This is a genomic window from Noviherbaspirillum galbum, from assembly GCF_010974945.1.
Taxonomy (GTDB): Bacteria; Pseudomonadota; Gammaproteobacteria; order Burkholderiales; family Burkholderiaceae_D; genus Noviherbaspirillum; species Noviherbaspirillum galbum.
Map to the genome: position 1 here is coordinate 24,834 of NZ_JAAIVB010000047.1, position 14,697 is coordinate 39,530.

The 14,697-nt window shown below is 63.1% G+C and carries 12 protein-coding genes; 5 read left to right on the forward strand and 7 right to left on the reverse strand.

Annotation, left to right across the window (positions count from 1 at the left end):
* The first annotated feature begins 45 nt into the window (after positions 1-45).
* Both G3574_RS14465 and G3574_RS14470 read left to right on the forward strand, forming a co-directional pair.
* Positions 46-588 carry a FixH family protein gene (locus G3574_RS14465; RefSeq protein ID WP_163964365.1) on the forward strand — a complete coding sequence of 181 codons (543 nt, stop codon included), beginning with the start codon at positions 46-48 and terminating at the stop codon, positions 586-588.
* 234 nt (positions 589-822) lie between these two features.
* Positions 823-1,062 carry a hypothetical protein gene (locus tag G3574_RS14470; protein ID WP_163964366.1) on the forward strand — a complete coding sequence of 80 codons (240 nt, stop codon included), beginning with the start codon at positions 823-825 and terminating at the stop codon, positions 1,060-1,062.
* Positions 1,063-1,371: 309 nt separating this feature from the next.
* Here G3574_RS14470 and fnr read toward each other — a convergent pair whose 3' ends face one another.
* From fnr to G3574_RS14500, 6 genes are all read right to left on the reverse strand, one after another.
* The gene (fnr, locus tag G3574_RS14475; protein ID WP_163964367.1) at positions 1,372-2,175 is read right to left on the reverse strand and encodes a fumarate/nitrate reduction transcriptional regulator Fnr; all 804 of its coding nucleotides are present in this window, start codon (positions 2,173-2,175) and stop codon (positions 1,372-1,374) included.
* Positions 2,176-2,297: 122 nt separating this feature from the next.
* A complete protein-coding gene (locus tag G3574_RS14480; RefSeq protein WP_163964368.1) occupies positions 2,298-2,726 on the reverse strand; it encodes a cbb3-type cytochrome c oxidase subunit I in 429 nt (142 codons plus the stop codon).
* Between the two features lie 30 nt (positions 2,727-2,756).
* On the reverse strand, positions 2,757-3,752 hold the full coding sequence (locus G3574_RS14485) for an alpha-ketoacid dehydrogenase subunit beta (protein WP_163964369.1): 996 nt from the start codon (positions 3,750-3,752) through the stop codon (positions 2,757-2,759).
* A 17-nt stretch (positions 3,753-3,769) separates the two neighbouring features.
* Positions 3,770-4,732 (reverse strand): thiamine pyrophosphate-dependent dehydrogenase E1 component subunit alpha, encoded by a 963-nt coding sequence (locus G3574_RS14490; protein WP_163964371.1) that lies wholly within the window; start codon positions 4,730-4,732, stop codon positions 3,770-3,772.
* A gap of 209 nt (positions 4,733-4,941) precedes the next feature.
* Complete coding sequence (locus tag G3574_RS14495; RefSeq protein WP_163964373.1) at positions 4,942-6,282, reverse strand: GAF domain-containing protein; 1,341 nt, start codon at positions 6,280-6,282, stop codon at positions 4,942-4,944.
* The gene (locus tag G3574_RS14500; RefSeq protein ID WP_163964375.1) at positions 6,279-6,782 is read right to left on the reverse strand and encodes a hypothetical protein; all 504 of its coding nucleotides are present in this window, start codon (positions 6,780-6,782) and stop codon (positions 6,279-6,281) included. Before G3574_RS14500 ends, G3574_RS14495 begins: the two co-directional genes overlap by 4 nt.
* A 219-nt stretch (positions 6,783-7,001) precedes the next feature.
* On the opposite strand from G3574_RS14500, the gene G3574_RS14505 reads away from it, so the two are divergent.
* Complete coding sequence (locus G3574_RS14505; protein ID WP_163964377.1) at positions 7,002-7,718, forward strand: pseudouridine synthase; 717 nt, start codon at positions 7,002-7,004, stop codon at positions 7,716-7,718.
* Positions 7,719-7,891: 173 nt separating this feature from the next.
* Positions 7,892-10,207, forward strand: a complete 2,316-nt coding sequence (locus G3574_RS14510) for a DUF1631 family protein (RefSeq protein WP_163964380.1) — start codon at positions 7,892-7,894, stop codon at positions 10,205-10,207.
* 30 nt (positions 10,208-10,237) lie between these two features.
* On the opposite strand, the gene ppnN is transcribed toward G3574_RS14510, so the two are convergent.
* On the reverse strand, positions 10,238-11,608 hold the full coding sequence (ppnN, locus tag G3574_RS14515) for a nucleotide 5'-monophosphate nucleosidase PpnN (protein WP_163964382.1): 1,371 nt from the start codon (positions 11,606-11,608) through the stop codon (positions 10,238-10,240).
* A gap of 271 nt (positions 11,609-11,879) precedes the next feature.
* Between ppnN and G3574_RS14520 the strand changes: the two genes are divergently transcribed.
* Positions 11,880-14,558, forward strand: a complete 2,679-nt coding sequence (locus tag G3574_RS14520; RefSeq protein ID WP_163964384.1) for a sensor domain-containing phosphodiesterase — start codon at positions 11,880-11,882, stop codon at positions 14,556-14,558.
* Positions 14,559-14,697 lie beyond the last annotated feature (139 nt).

The window sequence follows — 14,697 nt, forward strand, 5'->3', positions numbered from 1 at the left end:
TGAACGTGAACGATTGCTGGCGCGCGTCGCCAATGGAGAAACATCATGAATACCGCAACCCTGAAACCGACTTCCGCCGGCAACGACCAGGCGCCCTGGTACCGGCACCGCTGGCCCTGGTTCATCATGCTCGGTCCCTTCCTGGTCGTGGTCGCCGGCCTGTTTACCGCATGGCTGGCATACACCCGCCAGGACGCGCTCGTGGTCGACGACTACTACAAGCAGGGCAAGGCCATCAACCAGGACCTGCGCCGCGATCGCGCGGCAGCCACCCTGGGCCTGCATGCCGAGCTGCGCTACGATCCGGCGGCGGGCCGTCTGAACGGCGTGCTGGCCGGTTCGGTTCCGCGCGGCGACAACAAGATGGTCATGCGCCTCGTGCATTCGACCCAGCCGCAGAAGGACATCGTGACCGACGTGGTCCTTGGACAGGACGGCCGGTTCTCGATCGCCTTGCCGATGCTTGAGAAGGCACGCTGGCAGATCATCGTCGAAGACGACGAAGGCGGATGGCGCCTGACGGGTGAGTGGCTCTGGCCGCAGCAGCTCAGCGCCAAGCTGGCGCCGGTGCTCGCGCCCGCAGAATGATCACACCTATCGTGGGATTGATCGGATCGAGATTGGCGAAGGCCATTGTCATTCGCCGGGGAATTGCATTATCGTAGCAGGCAGGAGGCGGGCAATGATGCTTGCCTCCGCCTTGCCGGAAATGGGATCGTTCCATTCCCGGTGTAGGGAAAAGATGAAACTGGTCGTTCCCGTGAATGAGAGCGTGTTCCCGCAAGCGGCAACGTCGTGCGCGAGGGACAGGAGGATAAGTGAATGGCGCGGTTGATGATGGTCGTATTGTGGCCGTCTTTCTTGGTGGCGATCGTGGCGGAAGGTTTCTTCTTTTCGCTGTTTGATCCGAATGACCTGGCATTGGTCGGCTCGCATCTCGACATGCCGGCGCTGGCGGTCTATACCGTCGGCTTCTTTTGCTTCTGGGTATTTTGCTCGCTGGCCAGCATGCTGACTTGCTATCTGGTGGGCGTGCCTAACGAACGCAAGGTGCCGTTCTAGGCGGGGTTGCACACGGCTGTGGACTGCCGGTGCGCTCCGAAAAGCTCCCTCCCTTTCAAGGGGAGGGCTGGGGTGGGGATGGGGTTCGGTCGCAACCAAAGAACAGTCTTAGTTCGCTGGCGATATTCGACGCTGTTCTTTGTTTGCGCCGGAAACCCATCCCCACCCTAACCCTCCCCTTGAAGGGGAGGGAATATGGCGGGACGGCATCGCGCGGTGCGGGTGCGGCGGAAAAGGAAGAAGCAGAAGGGAAAAGAAGTTGTCTTCTGGGCCCGGCGGATAGCCGGAACCGGAAATTCAAGCTGGAAATCAGGCGCAGGTCTGCATGCCAGCCGCCACCGCCTTCAGCGTGGGCTGGTCGAGCAGTTCGAGTTCGCGATTGGCCACGCGTATCCATCCCTGTTTCTTGAACTTGGAGAGCAGGCGGCTGATGCTTTCGATCGTCAGGCCGAGGTAGTTGCCGATCTCTTCCCGGGTCATGCGTAGCTGGAATTCCGTCGAGGAATAACCGCGTGCCGAATATCGGGATGACAGGTTGATCAGGAAGGCCGCGAAGCGCTGCTCTGCGCGCATGTTGCCCAGCAACAGCATGACGCTTTGCTCACGGGTGATTTCCTGGCTCATCATGCGATGGAAATGATGCAGCAGAGTGGGAATCTCGCCGAACAGCGATTCCAGGCGCGAGAACGGGATCTCGCAGACCTCGCTGTCCTCGAGCGCAACGGCGTTGCAATGGTGGCGGTCGGTGCTGATGGCATCGAGGCCGAGCAGTTCTCCCGCCATCTGGAAACCGGTCACTTGCTGGTCGCCGCTGGGGTTGATCTGGTGCGTCTTGAAATGCCCCAGGCGGATCGCATAGAGGTTGGTGAACGGATCGCCGACGCGATACAGGTGGGAATCCTTTGTCACCTTGCGGCGGCGGCCGATGATCTTGTCGAGCTTGTCCATGTCCAGCTCACCCAATCCCATCGGCAGGCAAAGCTGATGCATGCTGCAGGCGGAGCAGCGCGCGGCGGCGTCGCGCGTGACGGCGTCGGCCTGGCGCGCGGCGGGTTCGAATGCCTGCAGGTGCGGCGTCGTGGGAATGGCGGTGTCGATGTATTGCAGGTTCATGGCGTGGTCTCTGGGTCAGCAGGGAATCTTGATGTTGCGAACCATTATGCAAGCGCCGTGCCAGTCCATGTTCAATCACCGCTGGCCCGTCGCGCCTCGTGCGGACGGGCCGAAGCGTCCCGTCAAGCCTGGCGATTTCCCAGATTCAGAAACAGGTTGATCGCAAAAGTGATAATGCCGAGCGCTGCGAGCATTTCGGAGATCACCAGCGCCGGCAGCGCCTGCCGGGTTCCGGTCAGGATGAGCGCCAGGGAGACAGCCATTACCGGCAGGGACACGTTCGCCAGCCAGAAGTGGATCTGGGCCAGCTTGCTGCGGCCGGCCTCCGGAAAGACGGCATAGGTCAGGCCGGCGAGTGCCATGGTGGCCCAGCCGAGCAGGTTGATGTGGGCGTGCACCGGACGCAGGGTGAAGTCCTCGCTGGCGCCCATCATGATGCCGAGGCCGACCCCGACGAGAAGGTAGAGCACGCCGAGCTTGATCCAAATGGCGCCGGTGCTCGAGAACCGGGTGGTGAGCTGGACGGGAATGGTTTGTTGTGTGGCTTGCATGTTGTTCTCCAATTGTTTTAGGTGTGTGGGTCAGGCTGGTTCCGCCATCGCGGCGGCGGGCAATGCTTCCTTGCCCGCCAGCTTGAGCGCGCTGGCGGTGATGGCGTCCGCCTGCGGCATGAAGGCCTGTTCGAGCACGTAGCTCGACGGCGCCGGCACGTCCGGTCCGGTCAGGCGCATCACCGGCGCCTTGAGCGCGTCGAAGGCATGTTCCGCAACGATCGCGGCAACCTCCGACCCGACGGCGCACAGCCGGCTGGCTTCGTGCACGATGAGCACGCGTCCCGTCTTGCGCGCGCTGCGCAGGATGGTCTCTTCATCGAGCGGCTTCAGGCTGCGCAGGTCGATCACTTCCGCCGACACGCCTTGCGCGGCCAGGCGCTCGGCGGCATCGAGGCAGGTGTTCACCGCCTTGGAATAGGAAATCAGGGTAACGTCCCGGCCCTCGCGGCGGATCGCGGCCTTGCCGATCGGGACGAGGTGCTCGCCTTCCGGCACGTCGCCCGGCACATAGCCCAGGGTCATGTCGGCGAAGAACAGCACCGGGTTCTCGTCGCGGATGGCCGACTTCAGCAAGCCCTTGTAATCGGCGGCGCAAGAAGGCATCACGACCTTCAGGCCGGGGCTGTGCACGAACCAGGCTTCGAGATTGTGGTTGTGCTGCGCGCCGACGGTCCAGCCGCCTCCGGTCATGGCGATGGCCACCATGGGGAAGGAAAACTGGCCGCCGGACATGTATCTCAGCTTGCCCGCGCTGTTGACGATCTCGTCCATCGCAAAGCAAAGGAAGGGGGCGAACAGCATGTCCACCACCGGCCTGAGCCCGGTCGCGGCCGCGCCCACCGCGGTGCCGGCGATGATTCCCTCTGCCAGCGGCGTGTTGCGCACCCGTTGCGCGCCGAATTCGGACACGAGGTCCTGGCGCTTCGTGGCGACACCCTCGCCGAACATCAGCACGCGCGCGTCGCGCCGCATTTCTTCCGCCAGGGCCGCGCCAATCGCTTCGTTGCAAGTCATCATGGTCATGTCGGTCTCCTCGATTTTCAGGCGTAAACGTCGGTCAGCAGTTCGGATGCGTCGGGGAAGGGCGACGCGGTCGCGAAGGCAGCGGCCTTCTCGATCGCGGCGGCAACCCTTTCCTCCATGGCGGTGATGTCGGCGACGCTCAGCGTGCCATCGGCGGTCAGCCTGCGCTGCGCCAGTTCGATCGGATCGCGCTGGCGCCAGGATTCCAGCTCGGCGGCATCCACGTAGTCCTGGTCGTCGGGCTCGTAATGGCCCCGCAGGCGATAGGTGAAGGCTTCGAGGAAGTAGGGCATGCCGGTCGATTCGATGGCAGCGATGGCCTCGATGGCGGCGGCATGCACCGCTTGCGGGTCGTTGCCGTCCACCGTCTTCGCCGGCATGCCATAAGTCGCGGCGCGCGGGCTGATGTGGTCGCCCAGCATGGTTTCGTTGCGGTGGACGAAAGCCTGCCACTGGTTGTTTTCGCAGACGAAGAGAATGGGCAGTTTCCAGACCGCCGCAAGATTCAAGGATTCATGGAAGATGCCTTCGCATGCGGCGCCGTCGCCGAAGAAGCACACCACCACGCCGCGTTCGCCGAGCATGCTCTTGGACAGGGCTACCCCGGTCGCCAGCGACAGTTCGCCGCCGACGATGGTCGAGGTCAGGACCACGCCCAGTTCCTTGGCCGAGATGTGCAGCGAGCCGCTCTTGCCCTTGCAGTAGCCGGTGCTGCGGCCGAGGACTTCGGCCATCATGCGGCCGGGATCCGCGCCGCGCGCAATCAGGTGGCCGGCGCTGCGGTGGTTCGTCAGGATGCGGTCCTCGGGGCGCAGGGCGCGCACGACGCCGACCGCCGCGGCCTCCTGGCCGACCGACGTGCATGTGCCGGCGGCATTTCCGGCCGCGTGCATGGCGGCGAGTTTTTCTTCATAGGCGCGGATCAGCATCATGCATTCGAGCATGGACGCGGCGCTGTCGTGGCGTGCGGTCTGTGTCATGTCTTCCTCGTTGTCGTTCGGTGGTGAAGTGATGGAGGCGAAGTCTATCGCCGCCGCGACGAGAAAAAAATGCACCGCAGGATACTTAAGGTTTTTTTACGAAGGTTTGAATGAAGTTTTAGGGAATCTGGGAAAAGCCGGCGGCGGGACGGGATCGCTGCAAGCGCCCGCCGTCCGGAAGTGTGAAGGGTTTGAGTCGAGCGCGGGGTTCAGTGTTCGCTGAGTTCGACGGGGCGATGCACGCAGAGGCGGAACCGGCCGCGTCCCGTCTTTTCGATGCGGACCGGGCAGTCGCGCTCGACGAGACGCTTGCTCAGCAGGATCAGCCTGGCTTCGAGGTTGTCGCTCACGTCAGGCAATCGGATCCGTGAATCGAGGCGGAGTTCGCGGTTGGTGAACTCGGAGCGGCGGCGGTCGGTGTAATCCTTGAGCAAGGTCCAGAAGATGGATCCGGCGACGCCCTTGATGAGATAGTCGTCGCCGAGGAAGACACTGTCGTTCGCGGCGAAGTGGCGCACGACGACAGGCGCGCCGTTCATGCCGGATGGCTTGTCATTCACCGTCTCCGGTGGCGCGGGTTCCTCGGCGTGTTCCGTCACGCCGTGAAGAAGCTGCATGGCCATGCCGAGCTGGGTCGCGAGCGTGACGAGGGCGTCCTCGTCGTCGTAGGTGAAGCGCAGGTCTTGCGGACTCTCGACGTAGATGACGCCGAGCAGCCGGCCGGCGGCCAGCATCGGCACCGCAAGCTGGCTGCGCGCCTCCGCGAGACCGGGAAAGGGAATCTCGGTCTCCAGCGCGCCGGCCCAGCCGCTGTGCTCGGCGCTCTCGCGGATCGCCCGGCTGTAGGAGTATTCGGCATTCATGTGGCCGATGCGGATGGCCGTGCGTTCGCGCGCGGCAACGCCGATGACGCCATGTCCAAGCGGAATCTCCGAGCCGACCCCCGAGGCTTCATAGCCCCGGCTGGCGACCGTGTACAGGCGCTCGTTCGGCTGGTCATACAGCAGCACCATCGCGTGGCGGATGTCGAAATGCCGCTCGAGGCAGGTCAGGGTGTTCGCGAGCAGTTGCTCGAGGTCGCAGCTATGGGCGAGCTTTTCGGTGCAGGCGCGCAGCGCGGTCAGCGTATTGCGGCTGGCGGGCGCCGGCACCGACTTGCCGTCCACCTGCTCAATGCGATGAACGCGGTAGATGTCAGAGCCGAGCAGCTTGAACACGCCGCTCATCCCCGTGTGCGAGGCGATGCCCGCGAGCTTCGCCTTCATGCTTTCGAACAGCGGCCCGGCGGTCTCGGTGCGCAGGTATTCGATCGTCAGCCGGTACTGCGCGGCGGTGGCCGGACTGATCACCACGAGCACGGCCCGGGGATTGGCCATGATGTTCTGGCGCGTCTTGTTGAAGAACTGGTAGGACAGCGCCAGGTGGTCGTTGTCGATGAACTGGACCTGGGACAGGTAGGCGACGTTCGGGGTGCCGTTCGCGTCGCAGGTGGCCATGGTGCCGGGAATCACGCCTTCTAGGCATTCCCTGATCGAATCCAGCTTGATCATGGCGCCACCGCCAGTCGCTGCCCGGCGTTGGGACCCGGAGTCTGGATGAAGGCATCCTCGGGCGTGAAGCGGATGGCGACGAGGTCGGCCGGCGGACAGTCGAGCAGGGTGCGGATCAGTAGGGGTTCGAAGCCGAGCGGCGCGAGCTCCGTCGCGAAAAGGTCGCGGTAGCGGACCGCAGACTCGCGGTCTTCCGCCGTTGCGCCGACCACGCGCGCATCCTTGCCCTTGAGCTGGATGGTCCGGTGCGTCGATGGCTGGCTGAACACGACCGCCACCGCGCCGTTTTCACGAATGCAGCGCAGCACTTCCGCTCCCTGGCTTGCCGAGACCACGATGCTCACCTCGCCCAAGTCGTCGAGCAGCCGGCATCCGGTCGCCCTGACGATGGCCGGAGACTTGTCATTGGAAGCGGCGCCGACGACGAGCGACACGCCGGCCTGCATGAAGTCGGCATCGATGCCGTCAAGCCGGGAAACCGTTGATCTGCTGGGAGACATGGGCGGCTGCATGTTTGGAAAAAAGGGAAACGGACCTAGGGAAGACCTTTGCCTTGCTGGCAATTCGCTGCAAGGGAATGATACCGCCGAAGGTGCCCCCACGCCACTGGAAAACGTCCCCTGGCACCCTGGGAAAAAGCGGTGCGGCCGCCCCCTGCGGAGTCCGCGCCTTGGTCCCCATGACGATGCTGGCGCGCCGGTTTCTGGTACAGTGCGCCGATGGGAAAAATGACATTAGACCGCATCCTCCAATCGCAGGGTTTCGGTTCGCGCAAATGGTGCCGCCAGCTGATCGCCGACGGCGAGGTCAGGGTAGGCGGCGAGGCAGTCGATGATTTCCGGACGGCATTCGAAACCGATGGACTCGAGTTCTCCGTGTTCGGCGAGGACTGGCGCTACCGGGAAAAGGTGTATCTCGCCGTGAACAAGCCGCCCGGCTTCGAGTGCTCCCGCAAGCCCAGCCATCATCCCGGCGTGCTGACCCTGCTGCCGGAGCAGTTCACCTGGCGCGACGTTCAGCCCGTGGGGCGGCTCGACCATGACACCACCGGCCTGCTGCTGCTGTCGGACGACGGCGCCTTCATCCACGCCCAGTCCTCGCCCCGGCGCCACGTTCCGAAGCTGTATCTCGCCACGACCGCCGAGCCCGTGACCGGGGCGCTGGTGGACGCCTTGCTGCGAGGCGTGCAGTTGCACGACGAGCCCGCGCCGCTGGCGGCTCAGGTCTGCCGGCAGGTCGGGGAAAGCCTGCTCGAGATCGTGCTCGAGCAGGGCAAGTACCACCAGGTGAAGCGCATGCTGGCGGCGGCGGGCAACCATTGCGCCGCGCTGCGCCGCACGGCGATCGGCGGGCTTGGGCTGGATGCCCTGGCGCTGGAAGAGGGGGAATGGATGTTCCTCGAGGAAGAGCACCTGGCGTTGCTGGCTGCCGAATAGGCAATCATTGCCGCCCAAGGCCGCACGACACTGCAAAAGACCGAATTAGTCCATGCCAGGCGTGGTTTCCTTGCCTCAGTCGGGGGACGCGGCGGGACTTTCGGTTTTGAATGCTTCTTTATGGCAAGATTTGCGAATAAACTATAGGCCATTGCTATAGTTCGCTTCGTCTCATGGCCGACACTGAATACAAACGCCTCATCGAGACCGCCAAGGAGCGCGCAGTCTTCGGCTTCCTTGCCCTCTCGCAGCGTGCGTTGCAGGACACGGATCGGAACGTGGCCCAGCTCCTCGGCGCCGCCACATCCGGCGTCGGGCAGAGCGCCCTGATGGGGGTGCGCCATTTCATCCGCCAGGATGGCAATCGTTTCGTGCGCAAGGTGGACAGCCTGTTCCGGGTCTACCTCGAACGGGCATTGCAGACCATGTACGTCGACATGCGCGCCGGCATGCGCCAGCTTTCAGCCGACGAGCTTTCCCTGATCGACGATGAATCGGTCACCCAGCAGATCGAAGTCGGCCGCCTGACTACCCGCCTGCGTGACGCCAACGAAGAAGTGATCGGCAGGCTCAACGTCATGATCGCCATGCTCAATGGCCAGCGCGAGGCGAAGGAAAGGGAAAATCCGTTCCGGCCCTACCTCCTTGCCCGCTGCATCTACGAGGCCGTGCGCGAGCTCTCGCCCGACGAGGCGAAGTCGCGCATCCTGTTTGATCACCTTGCCAACGGCATCGCCCAGCACCTGCCCGGTTATTACAACTCGCTGCGGGAGGTCTTCGAGCAGGCGGGACTGAACGGCAAGTTCGCGCCCAAGCCTTCGCGCGCAAGCCACTACCAGCGTTATTTCGGCGCGCCGCCGGAACATGTCAACCTGCCGCTGCACTTGCGCAGCCATATCGTGCCGGGCCTGCAGCGCATGATGCACGCCCTGCAGCAGCCGGGCGGGCTTGGCGCCGACACCGGCCTGGAAGACGAGCCCACGGACGTGCATGAATTCATCCGGCGCATGGTCACCCCGTCACGCTCCGGCATTCAGGGCGAGGACGGAAGCGCCCCGGGGAGGAAGCCGTCGTCCCTGAACCCGGTAGCCGCCCAGCTCAAGCGCTTCCAGCAGCAGGCCGCCAGCGGTGACGACGGCCTTGATGGCGGAAGCGGGCAGCCCAATGCCTTGTTCAACATCCGCGAGAAGCTGAACCTCGACGTCGCTTCGCCGATGGATCGCATGACCATCGACGTGGTCGCCATGCTGTTCAGCTTCATCCTCGACGACGAACAGATACCCCTTGAATTGCGCCGGCGGATCGGACGACTGCAGATTCCCGTGCTGAAGGCCGCCATCATCGATCCGGGCTTGCTGCAGCAGGAAGACCACCCCGTCCGCCAGCTGCTCAACCGCGTCAGTTCGGCGGCGGTCGGTGCCGATCCGCAGAATGAGCAGGGCCAGGCGCTGCTCCAGGAAATCGACAGGATCGCCGACGCCGTGCTCGCCGGCTTCGATGCCGACCTGTCCATCTTTACCGGCCTGCTCGGAGAGTTCGAGCAATTCCTGCTCGATTTCGCCACGCGCGACGACGACCGGAGCATGCGCGGCGTGGAGGCCGTCGAAGCCGCGGAAAAGATCAGCGTATTGCGGGCCAACATCATGAAGGCCCTGTGCGACGTGCTCCTGCCGCTGAACATCGACAAGCGCATCTCTGATGTCATCATCCACGTCTGGCCACATGTCCTGGCGCACGCCTTGTGGAAGGATGGCGAGAACCGCGTCGCTTCCGACGACGCGGAAAGTTATTTCCGATCCTGCCGTTCCATCCTGCCGAAGCTGATCTGGAGCATACAGCTGAAGACCAGCCCGGATGACCGCGCCGCGCTGATCCGCATGCTGCCCAGCCTGGTCAAGCAGATCGCCAAGGCCTTTGAAATCATCGGCCTGCAGGAAGCGGAATCGCGGGAGGTCATGGACCTGCTGATCGAAATGCATTCCCGGGTGCTGCGCTACACCGGAAAGCAGGGCGACGTCCCGCCCTCGCTCGATGACTTGCAGCTGATGTTCTCGCGCATGGTCTTCAACTGGGACCGCGTGTCGTGGGGTAACGACGATCCGCCCGCGATCCGCGACGACGTCATGGAAGAGGTGATGGCGCGGTATCAGCTGAACCCGGTGCTCAGCTTCGGCGGCTCGATGGCGAGCGCGTCGCCGGCGGATCGCGAATTCCTGGCGCAGACCTACCTGCTCGGCACGCGCGTCGAGCTGCGCGCGCCGGATGGATCGGGCAGGCAGGCCCAGCTCATCTGGATCTCCACCCACCGTTCCCTGTATCTCTTCAAGCGGGACGGCGATGGCGAGCTGGTCATCTACAGCTATGCCTCGCTGCTCGATTCCCTGCGGGATGGCAGCCTCGTGCCGGTGGAATATGCGCCGGTGTTCGAGAGGGCGGTGGATTCACTGCTGTTCCGCGCCGACAAGGTGAAGGACGGCGTGATTCTCTAGCCGGTTCAGGCCTGTCTTCCCTCGCCGGCGTCACTTGATGATTTCATAGCACGGATGATAGACGGTGCCCGGCAGTTTCATGCGGTGCTGGGCCACGAAGGACGCGAGCAGGGCATCCATGCGTTCCATGATGGTACGGTCGCCGCGAATCTGGAAACGGCCATGGCGTTCTATCGCCCGGATGCCCTGGTCCTTGACGTTCCCGGCAACGACTCCCGAGAAGGCGCGGCGCAGGTTCGCCGCCAGCATGTGCGTGGGCTGGTGCCGTTCGAGGTGCAGGTTGCGCATGTTCTCATGCGTCGGCAGGAAGGGCTGCTGGAACTCGTGGTCGATCTTCAGCGCCCAGTTGAAGTAATAGGCGTCGCTCCGGTCCTTGCGGAACTGGCGGACGTCGCGCACGCCGGCCTGCATCTCCCGCGCCACCGCGGCCGGATCGTTGATGATGATCTTGTAGAGCTGGCGCGCTTCCTGTCCCAGCGTGTCGCCAATGAATTCGTCGATGCGTTCGAAGTACTCTCCAGAGTGGGCCGGCCCGGTGAACACCAGCGGGAAGGGCATGCCGGCATTTTCCGGATGCAGGAGGATCCCGAGGATGTAGAGGATTTCTTCCGCTGTGCCCGCGCCCCCCGGAAACACGACGATGCCATGGCCGGCGCGCACGAAGGCTTCCAGCCGCTTTTCGATGTCGGGAAGGATCACGAGATCGTTCACGATGGGATTCGGGGATTCGGCGGCGATGATGCCGGGTTCGGAAAAACCGAGGTAGCGGCCGTTGGCGATGCGCTGCTTGGAATGCGCGATTGCCGCGCCCTTCATCGGGCCTTTCATCGCCCCCGGGCCGCAGCCTGTGCAGATGTCGAGTCCGCGCAGGCCGATCTGGTAGCCGACTTCCTTCGTGTAATCGTATTCCTCGCGGGAGATGGAGTGGCCGCCCCAGCAGACGACGAGGTTGGGGTTGGTCATCGGCCTCAGCACGCCGGCATTGCGCAGGATGTGAAAGACCGCGTCGGTGATGCCTTCGGAAGTGGTCAGGTTGAAGCGCGGATTGCCAATGACTTCATCGTTGACGAAGATCACGTCCCGCAGCACCGCGAACAGGTGTTCGTGGATGCCTTTGATCATGACACCGTCGACGAAGGCGCGCGACGGCGCGCCCTTGATGTCGAGCTTGATTCCGCGCTCGCGTTGGATAATGCTGATCTGGAAGGAGCGGTGGCGCTCGAGCAGTTCTTTGCCGTTATCAAGCGGGCTGCCGCTGTTCAGCACGGCCAGGGCGCAGTTGCGGAAGATGTTGTAGAGGCCACCCTGGCTGGTATCCAGCAATCGCGCGACTTCCGCCTTGGACAGGATTTCGAGATGGCCTTCGGGAGAGATGAGGGCGTCTACCAGTTGTTGTTCCATAAGGCAGTGTGCATTGAATGAGTATTTATGGTTGCATAGTACACCGGCTGCATTGCCGGGAAGCGCTTTTCGCCATGCCAGCAGGCATAGCTCAAGGAATCGGCGCAAACGCGCGAAGGGCGGCAACCAGTGCGAACGATTGCGGCGACGCACCGTCGAACTTCCATGCGATGCAACGACGACATGACCGGCGAGATTAAGGCGCGCGATTCATGAAGCGGCATGTTTTTTCCTGATCCCAACATGGCGGGCCGCCGCCTGACGATCGATTATGGACCGAGAAGGAAGTTGCGACGAAAGTCGCCGTCTCTTTGCATTGGCCGAGTACGGCATACTCGACACGTCCCCGGAAGGGGAGTTCGACGATATCGTCCGGTTCGCGGGGCGCCTGTGCGGCACGCCGATGGCAATGATCGCCTTGCTGGACGACAGCCGCCAGTGGTTCAAGGCCAGGATAGGATTGGCGATGCAGGAGACCGCCCGGAGCTGGGCATTCTGCAATGAAACCATCAGCCGGCGCGAGTTGTACGTCGTGTCCGACGCGAGCCGCGACCCTCTGCATGCCGGCAGTCCGCTGGTGACCGGTCCGCCATACATCCGGTTCTATGCCGGCGTGCCCTTGATCAGCCGCGACGGCTATGCACTTGGGACCATCGCCGTCTTGGACAGCAAACCGCGGGAGCTCGAGCAGTCCGCAAGGGAAGACCTGGACGTTTTGGCGCGGGGCGTCATGGCACGCCTCGAGCTGAGACGGCATGTGAACCTGCTGGAATCGCTCGCCAACGAATTGCGATCTTCCAAGGACGAGCTTTTCCTGTCGCATCGCGACATGGAGGAACGCGTCCGGGAAAAGACGGAAGCCTTCGACCGTATCCACGGGGAATTCAAGCGCGAGATCGCGGAGCGCATCCGCCAGGCCACGGAAACGCGGGCGGTGGTGGACAGCCTGCCGGGATTGTTCTATGTCTTCGACACGGACTGGCGCTTCGTCTACTGGAACAGGCAGTTCGAGCGCGTGACCGGCAAGACGCATCGCCAGATCGCCGGCGCAAGTCCGCTCGATTTCATTGCGCCATCGCAGCATGCCCTGCTGAAATCCCGCATGGAAGACGTCATCCGGGATGGCTCGGCGACGGTGGAAGCCGATCTGCTGGCCGGCAATGGCAAACGCATCCCGCATTTCTTCACCGGAACCCGGATCCACATGCAAGGCAAGGTTTGCGTCTGCGGCATGGCGGTCGACATCACCGAGCGCCGCCGCGCGGAGAAAGCCTTGCGGCTGCGCGACAGGGCGGTGCGCGCGAGCGTCAATGCCATCATCATCACCGATCTCGAAGGCAAGATGGAATACGCCAATCCGGCCTTCGAACGCATGACGGGCTATGGAATCGAGGAAGCCATGGGCAGGAACTGCCGCTTCCTGCAGGGCGACGACAGCGAGCAGCCGGGCATCCTCAGCATCCGGCGCGCGATCCGGATGCAGGAAGAGGGCAATGCGTTGCTGCGCAACTATCGCAAGGATGGCACGCTGTTCTGGAACGACCTCCATATCGCGCCGGTTCCCAATGCCGACGGCGAGGTGACGCACTTCGTCGGCGTGCTCAATGACGTGACCGGCATCAAGACCTACGAAGAACAGCTCGAAATGCACGCCAACGTCGATACCCTGACGGGTCTTGCCAACCGCAACGTGCTGAAGGAACGAATCGATCATGCGATCACCTCTGCCCAAAGGCAGCGCGGCATGATCGCGGTCGGTTTCATTGACCTGGATAATTTCAAGTTCATCAATGACAGCCTCGGGCATAACATCGGCGACGAACTGCTCAAGCGGGTCGCCGAACGCCTCGCCTCCTGCCTGCGCGGCCAGGATACGATCGCCCGCTATGGCGGAGACGAGTTCGCCTTCGTGCTGGCGGGGCAGAGCGAGGAAAAGAGCGTCGGGGCGCTGATGGACCGGATATTGAAGGTTCTCGACAGGCCATTCCACATCGATGGCAACAAGCTATTCATCAGCTGCAGCATCGGGCTCAGCTTCTATCCGCGCGATGGCGAGGACGTGGACACCCTGCTCAAGAACGCCGATGCCGCGATGTACCGCGCCAAGGACAAGGGAAGGAACAATTTCCAGTTCTACACGGCCGCGATGAACCAGCGGGTCACCGAGCGCCTGTCCCTGGAAAGCAAGCTCAGGCAGGCGCTCGCGTCGGATGAGTTCGTGCTGCATTACCAGCCCAAGGTCGAACTGGCCAGCGGCCGCATCGTCGGCGTCGAGGCCTTGCTGCGCTGGAATCCGCCGCAAGGCGGGCTGGTCGCCCCGGGAACGTTCATCCCCTTGGCGGAAGAGACGGGGCTCATCGTTCCCATCGGTGAATGGGTGCTGTACACCGCGTGCTCCCATATCCGGTCGCTGCGCGAATCCGGCATCGATCCGGTGCAGGTGGCCGTCAATATTTCGGCGCGTCAATTTGAATCCAGCCGGCTGGTGGACCTGGTAAGCCATGTCCTGATGACGTCAGGACTCGAGGCCAGCTTGCTCGAACTGGAGCTGACGGAAAGCCTCATCATGCAGAACCCGGAAGAGGTCATCCGCATCCTGCTCGACCTTAAGGAAATGGGCCTCAACCTGTCCATCGATGATTTCGGCACCGGCTATTCCAGCCTGAGCTACCTGCAGCGGCTGCCGGTGGACCGGCTGAAGATCGATCAATCCTTCGTGCGCGACATCGGTGCCGATCCCAACGACGCAGTCATTGCCAGGGCGGTGATTTCGCTTGGGCACAGCCTGGGGCTGAGCGTCGTCGCGGAGGGCGTGTCGAGCGCCGAGCAGCTGACTTTCCTTCGTGAAAACGGCTGCGATGAAATGCAGGGCTTCCTCTTCAGCCAGGCCGTGCCCATCCATGAACTGGCGCTGCTGCTGCAGGAAGACCGCAAGCTTCTCATGCACTGAGACCCGCCGTTGACGACGGCCGGATTTCCGGGCCGCAGGTTTGTCGTTTTTTCCTTTCGGTTTGCAAGCGTGTAGGTTTTACAGGTACATGTAACCATTTGTTAAGTCCGGGCTGAATGCCGAACCGATCATCCGCCTC

Bases quoted from the DNA above. Each gene is read 5' to 3' on its own strand.
- G3574_RS14465 (WP_163964365.1), top strand. From the start codon at position 46: ATGAATACCGCAACCCTGAAACCGACTTCCGCCGGCAACGACCAGGCG.
- G3574_RS14485 (WP_163964369.1), bottom strand. From the start codon at position 3,752: ATGACCATGATGACTTGCAACGAAGCGATTGGCGCGGCCCTGGCGGAA.
- fnr (WP_163964367.1), bottom strand. From the start codon at position 2,175: ATGAACCTGCAATACATCGACACCGCCATTCCCACGACGCCGCACCTG.
- G3574_RS14470 (WP_163964366.1), top strand. From the start codon at position 823: ATGGCGCGGTTGATGATGGTCGTATTGTGGCCGTCTTTCTTGGTGGCG.
- ppnN (WP_163964382.1), bottom strand. From the start codon at position 11,608: ATGGAACAACAACTGGTAGACGCCCTCATCTCTCCCGAAGGCCATCTC.
- G3574_RS14490 (WP_163964371.1), bottom strand. From the start codon at position 4,732: ATGACACAGACCGCACGCCACGACAGCGCCGCGTCCATGCTCGAATGC.
- G3574_RS14520 (WP_163964384.1), top strand. From the start codon at position 11,880: ATGGACCGAGAAGGAAGTTGCGACGAAAGTCGCCGTCTCTTTGCATTG.
- G3574_RS14505 (WP_163964377.1), top strand. From the start codon at position 7,002: ATGGGAAAAATGACATTAGACCGCATCCTCCAATCGCAGGGTTTCGGT.
- G3574_RS14500 (WP_163964375.1), bottom strand. From the start codon at position 6,782: ATGTCTCCCAGCAGATCAACGGTTTCCCGGCTTGACGGCATCGATGCC.
- G3574_RS14495 (WP_163964373.1), bottom strand. From the start codon at position 6,282: ATGATCAAGCTGGATTCGATCAGGGAATGCCTAGAAGGCGTGATTCCC.
- G3574_RS14480 (WP_163964368.1), bottom strand. From the start codon at position 2,726: ATGCAAGCCACACAACAAACCATTCCCGTCCAGCTCACCACCCGGTTC.
- G3574_RS14510 (WP_163964380.1), top strand. From the start codon at position 7,892: ATGGCCGACACTGAATACAAACGCCTCATCGAGACCGCCAAGGAGCGC.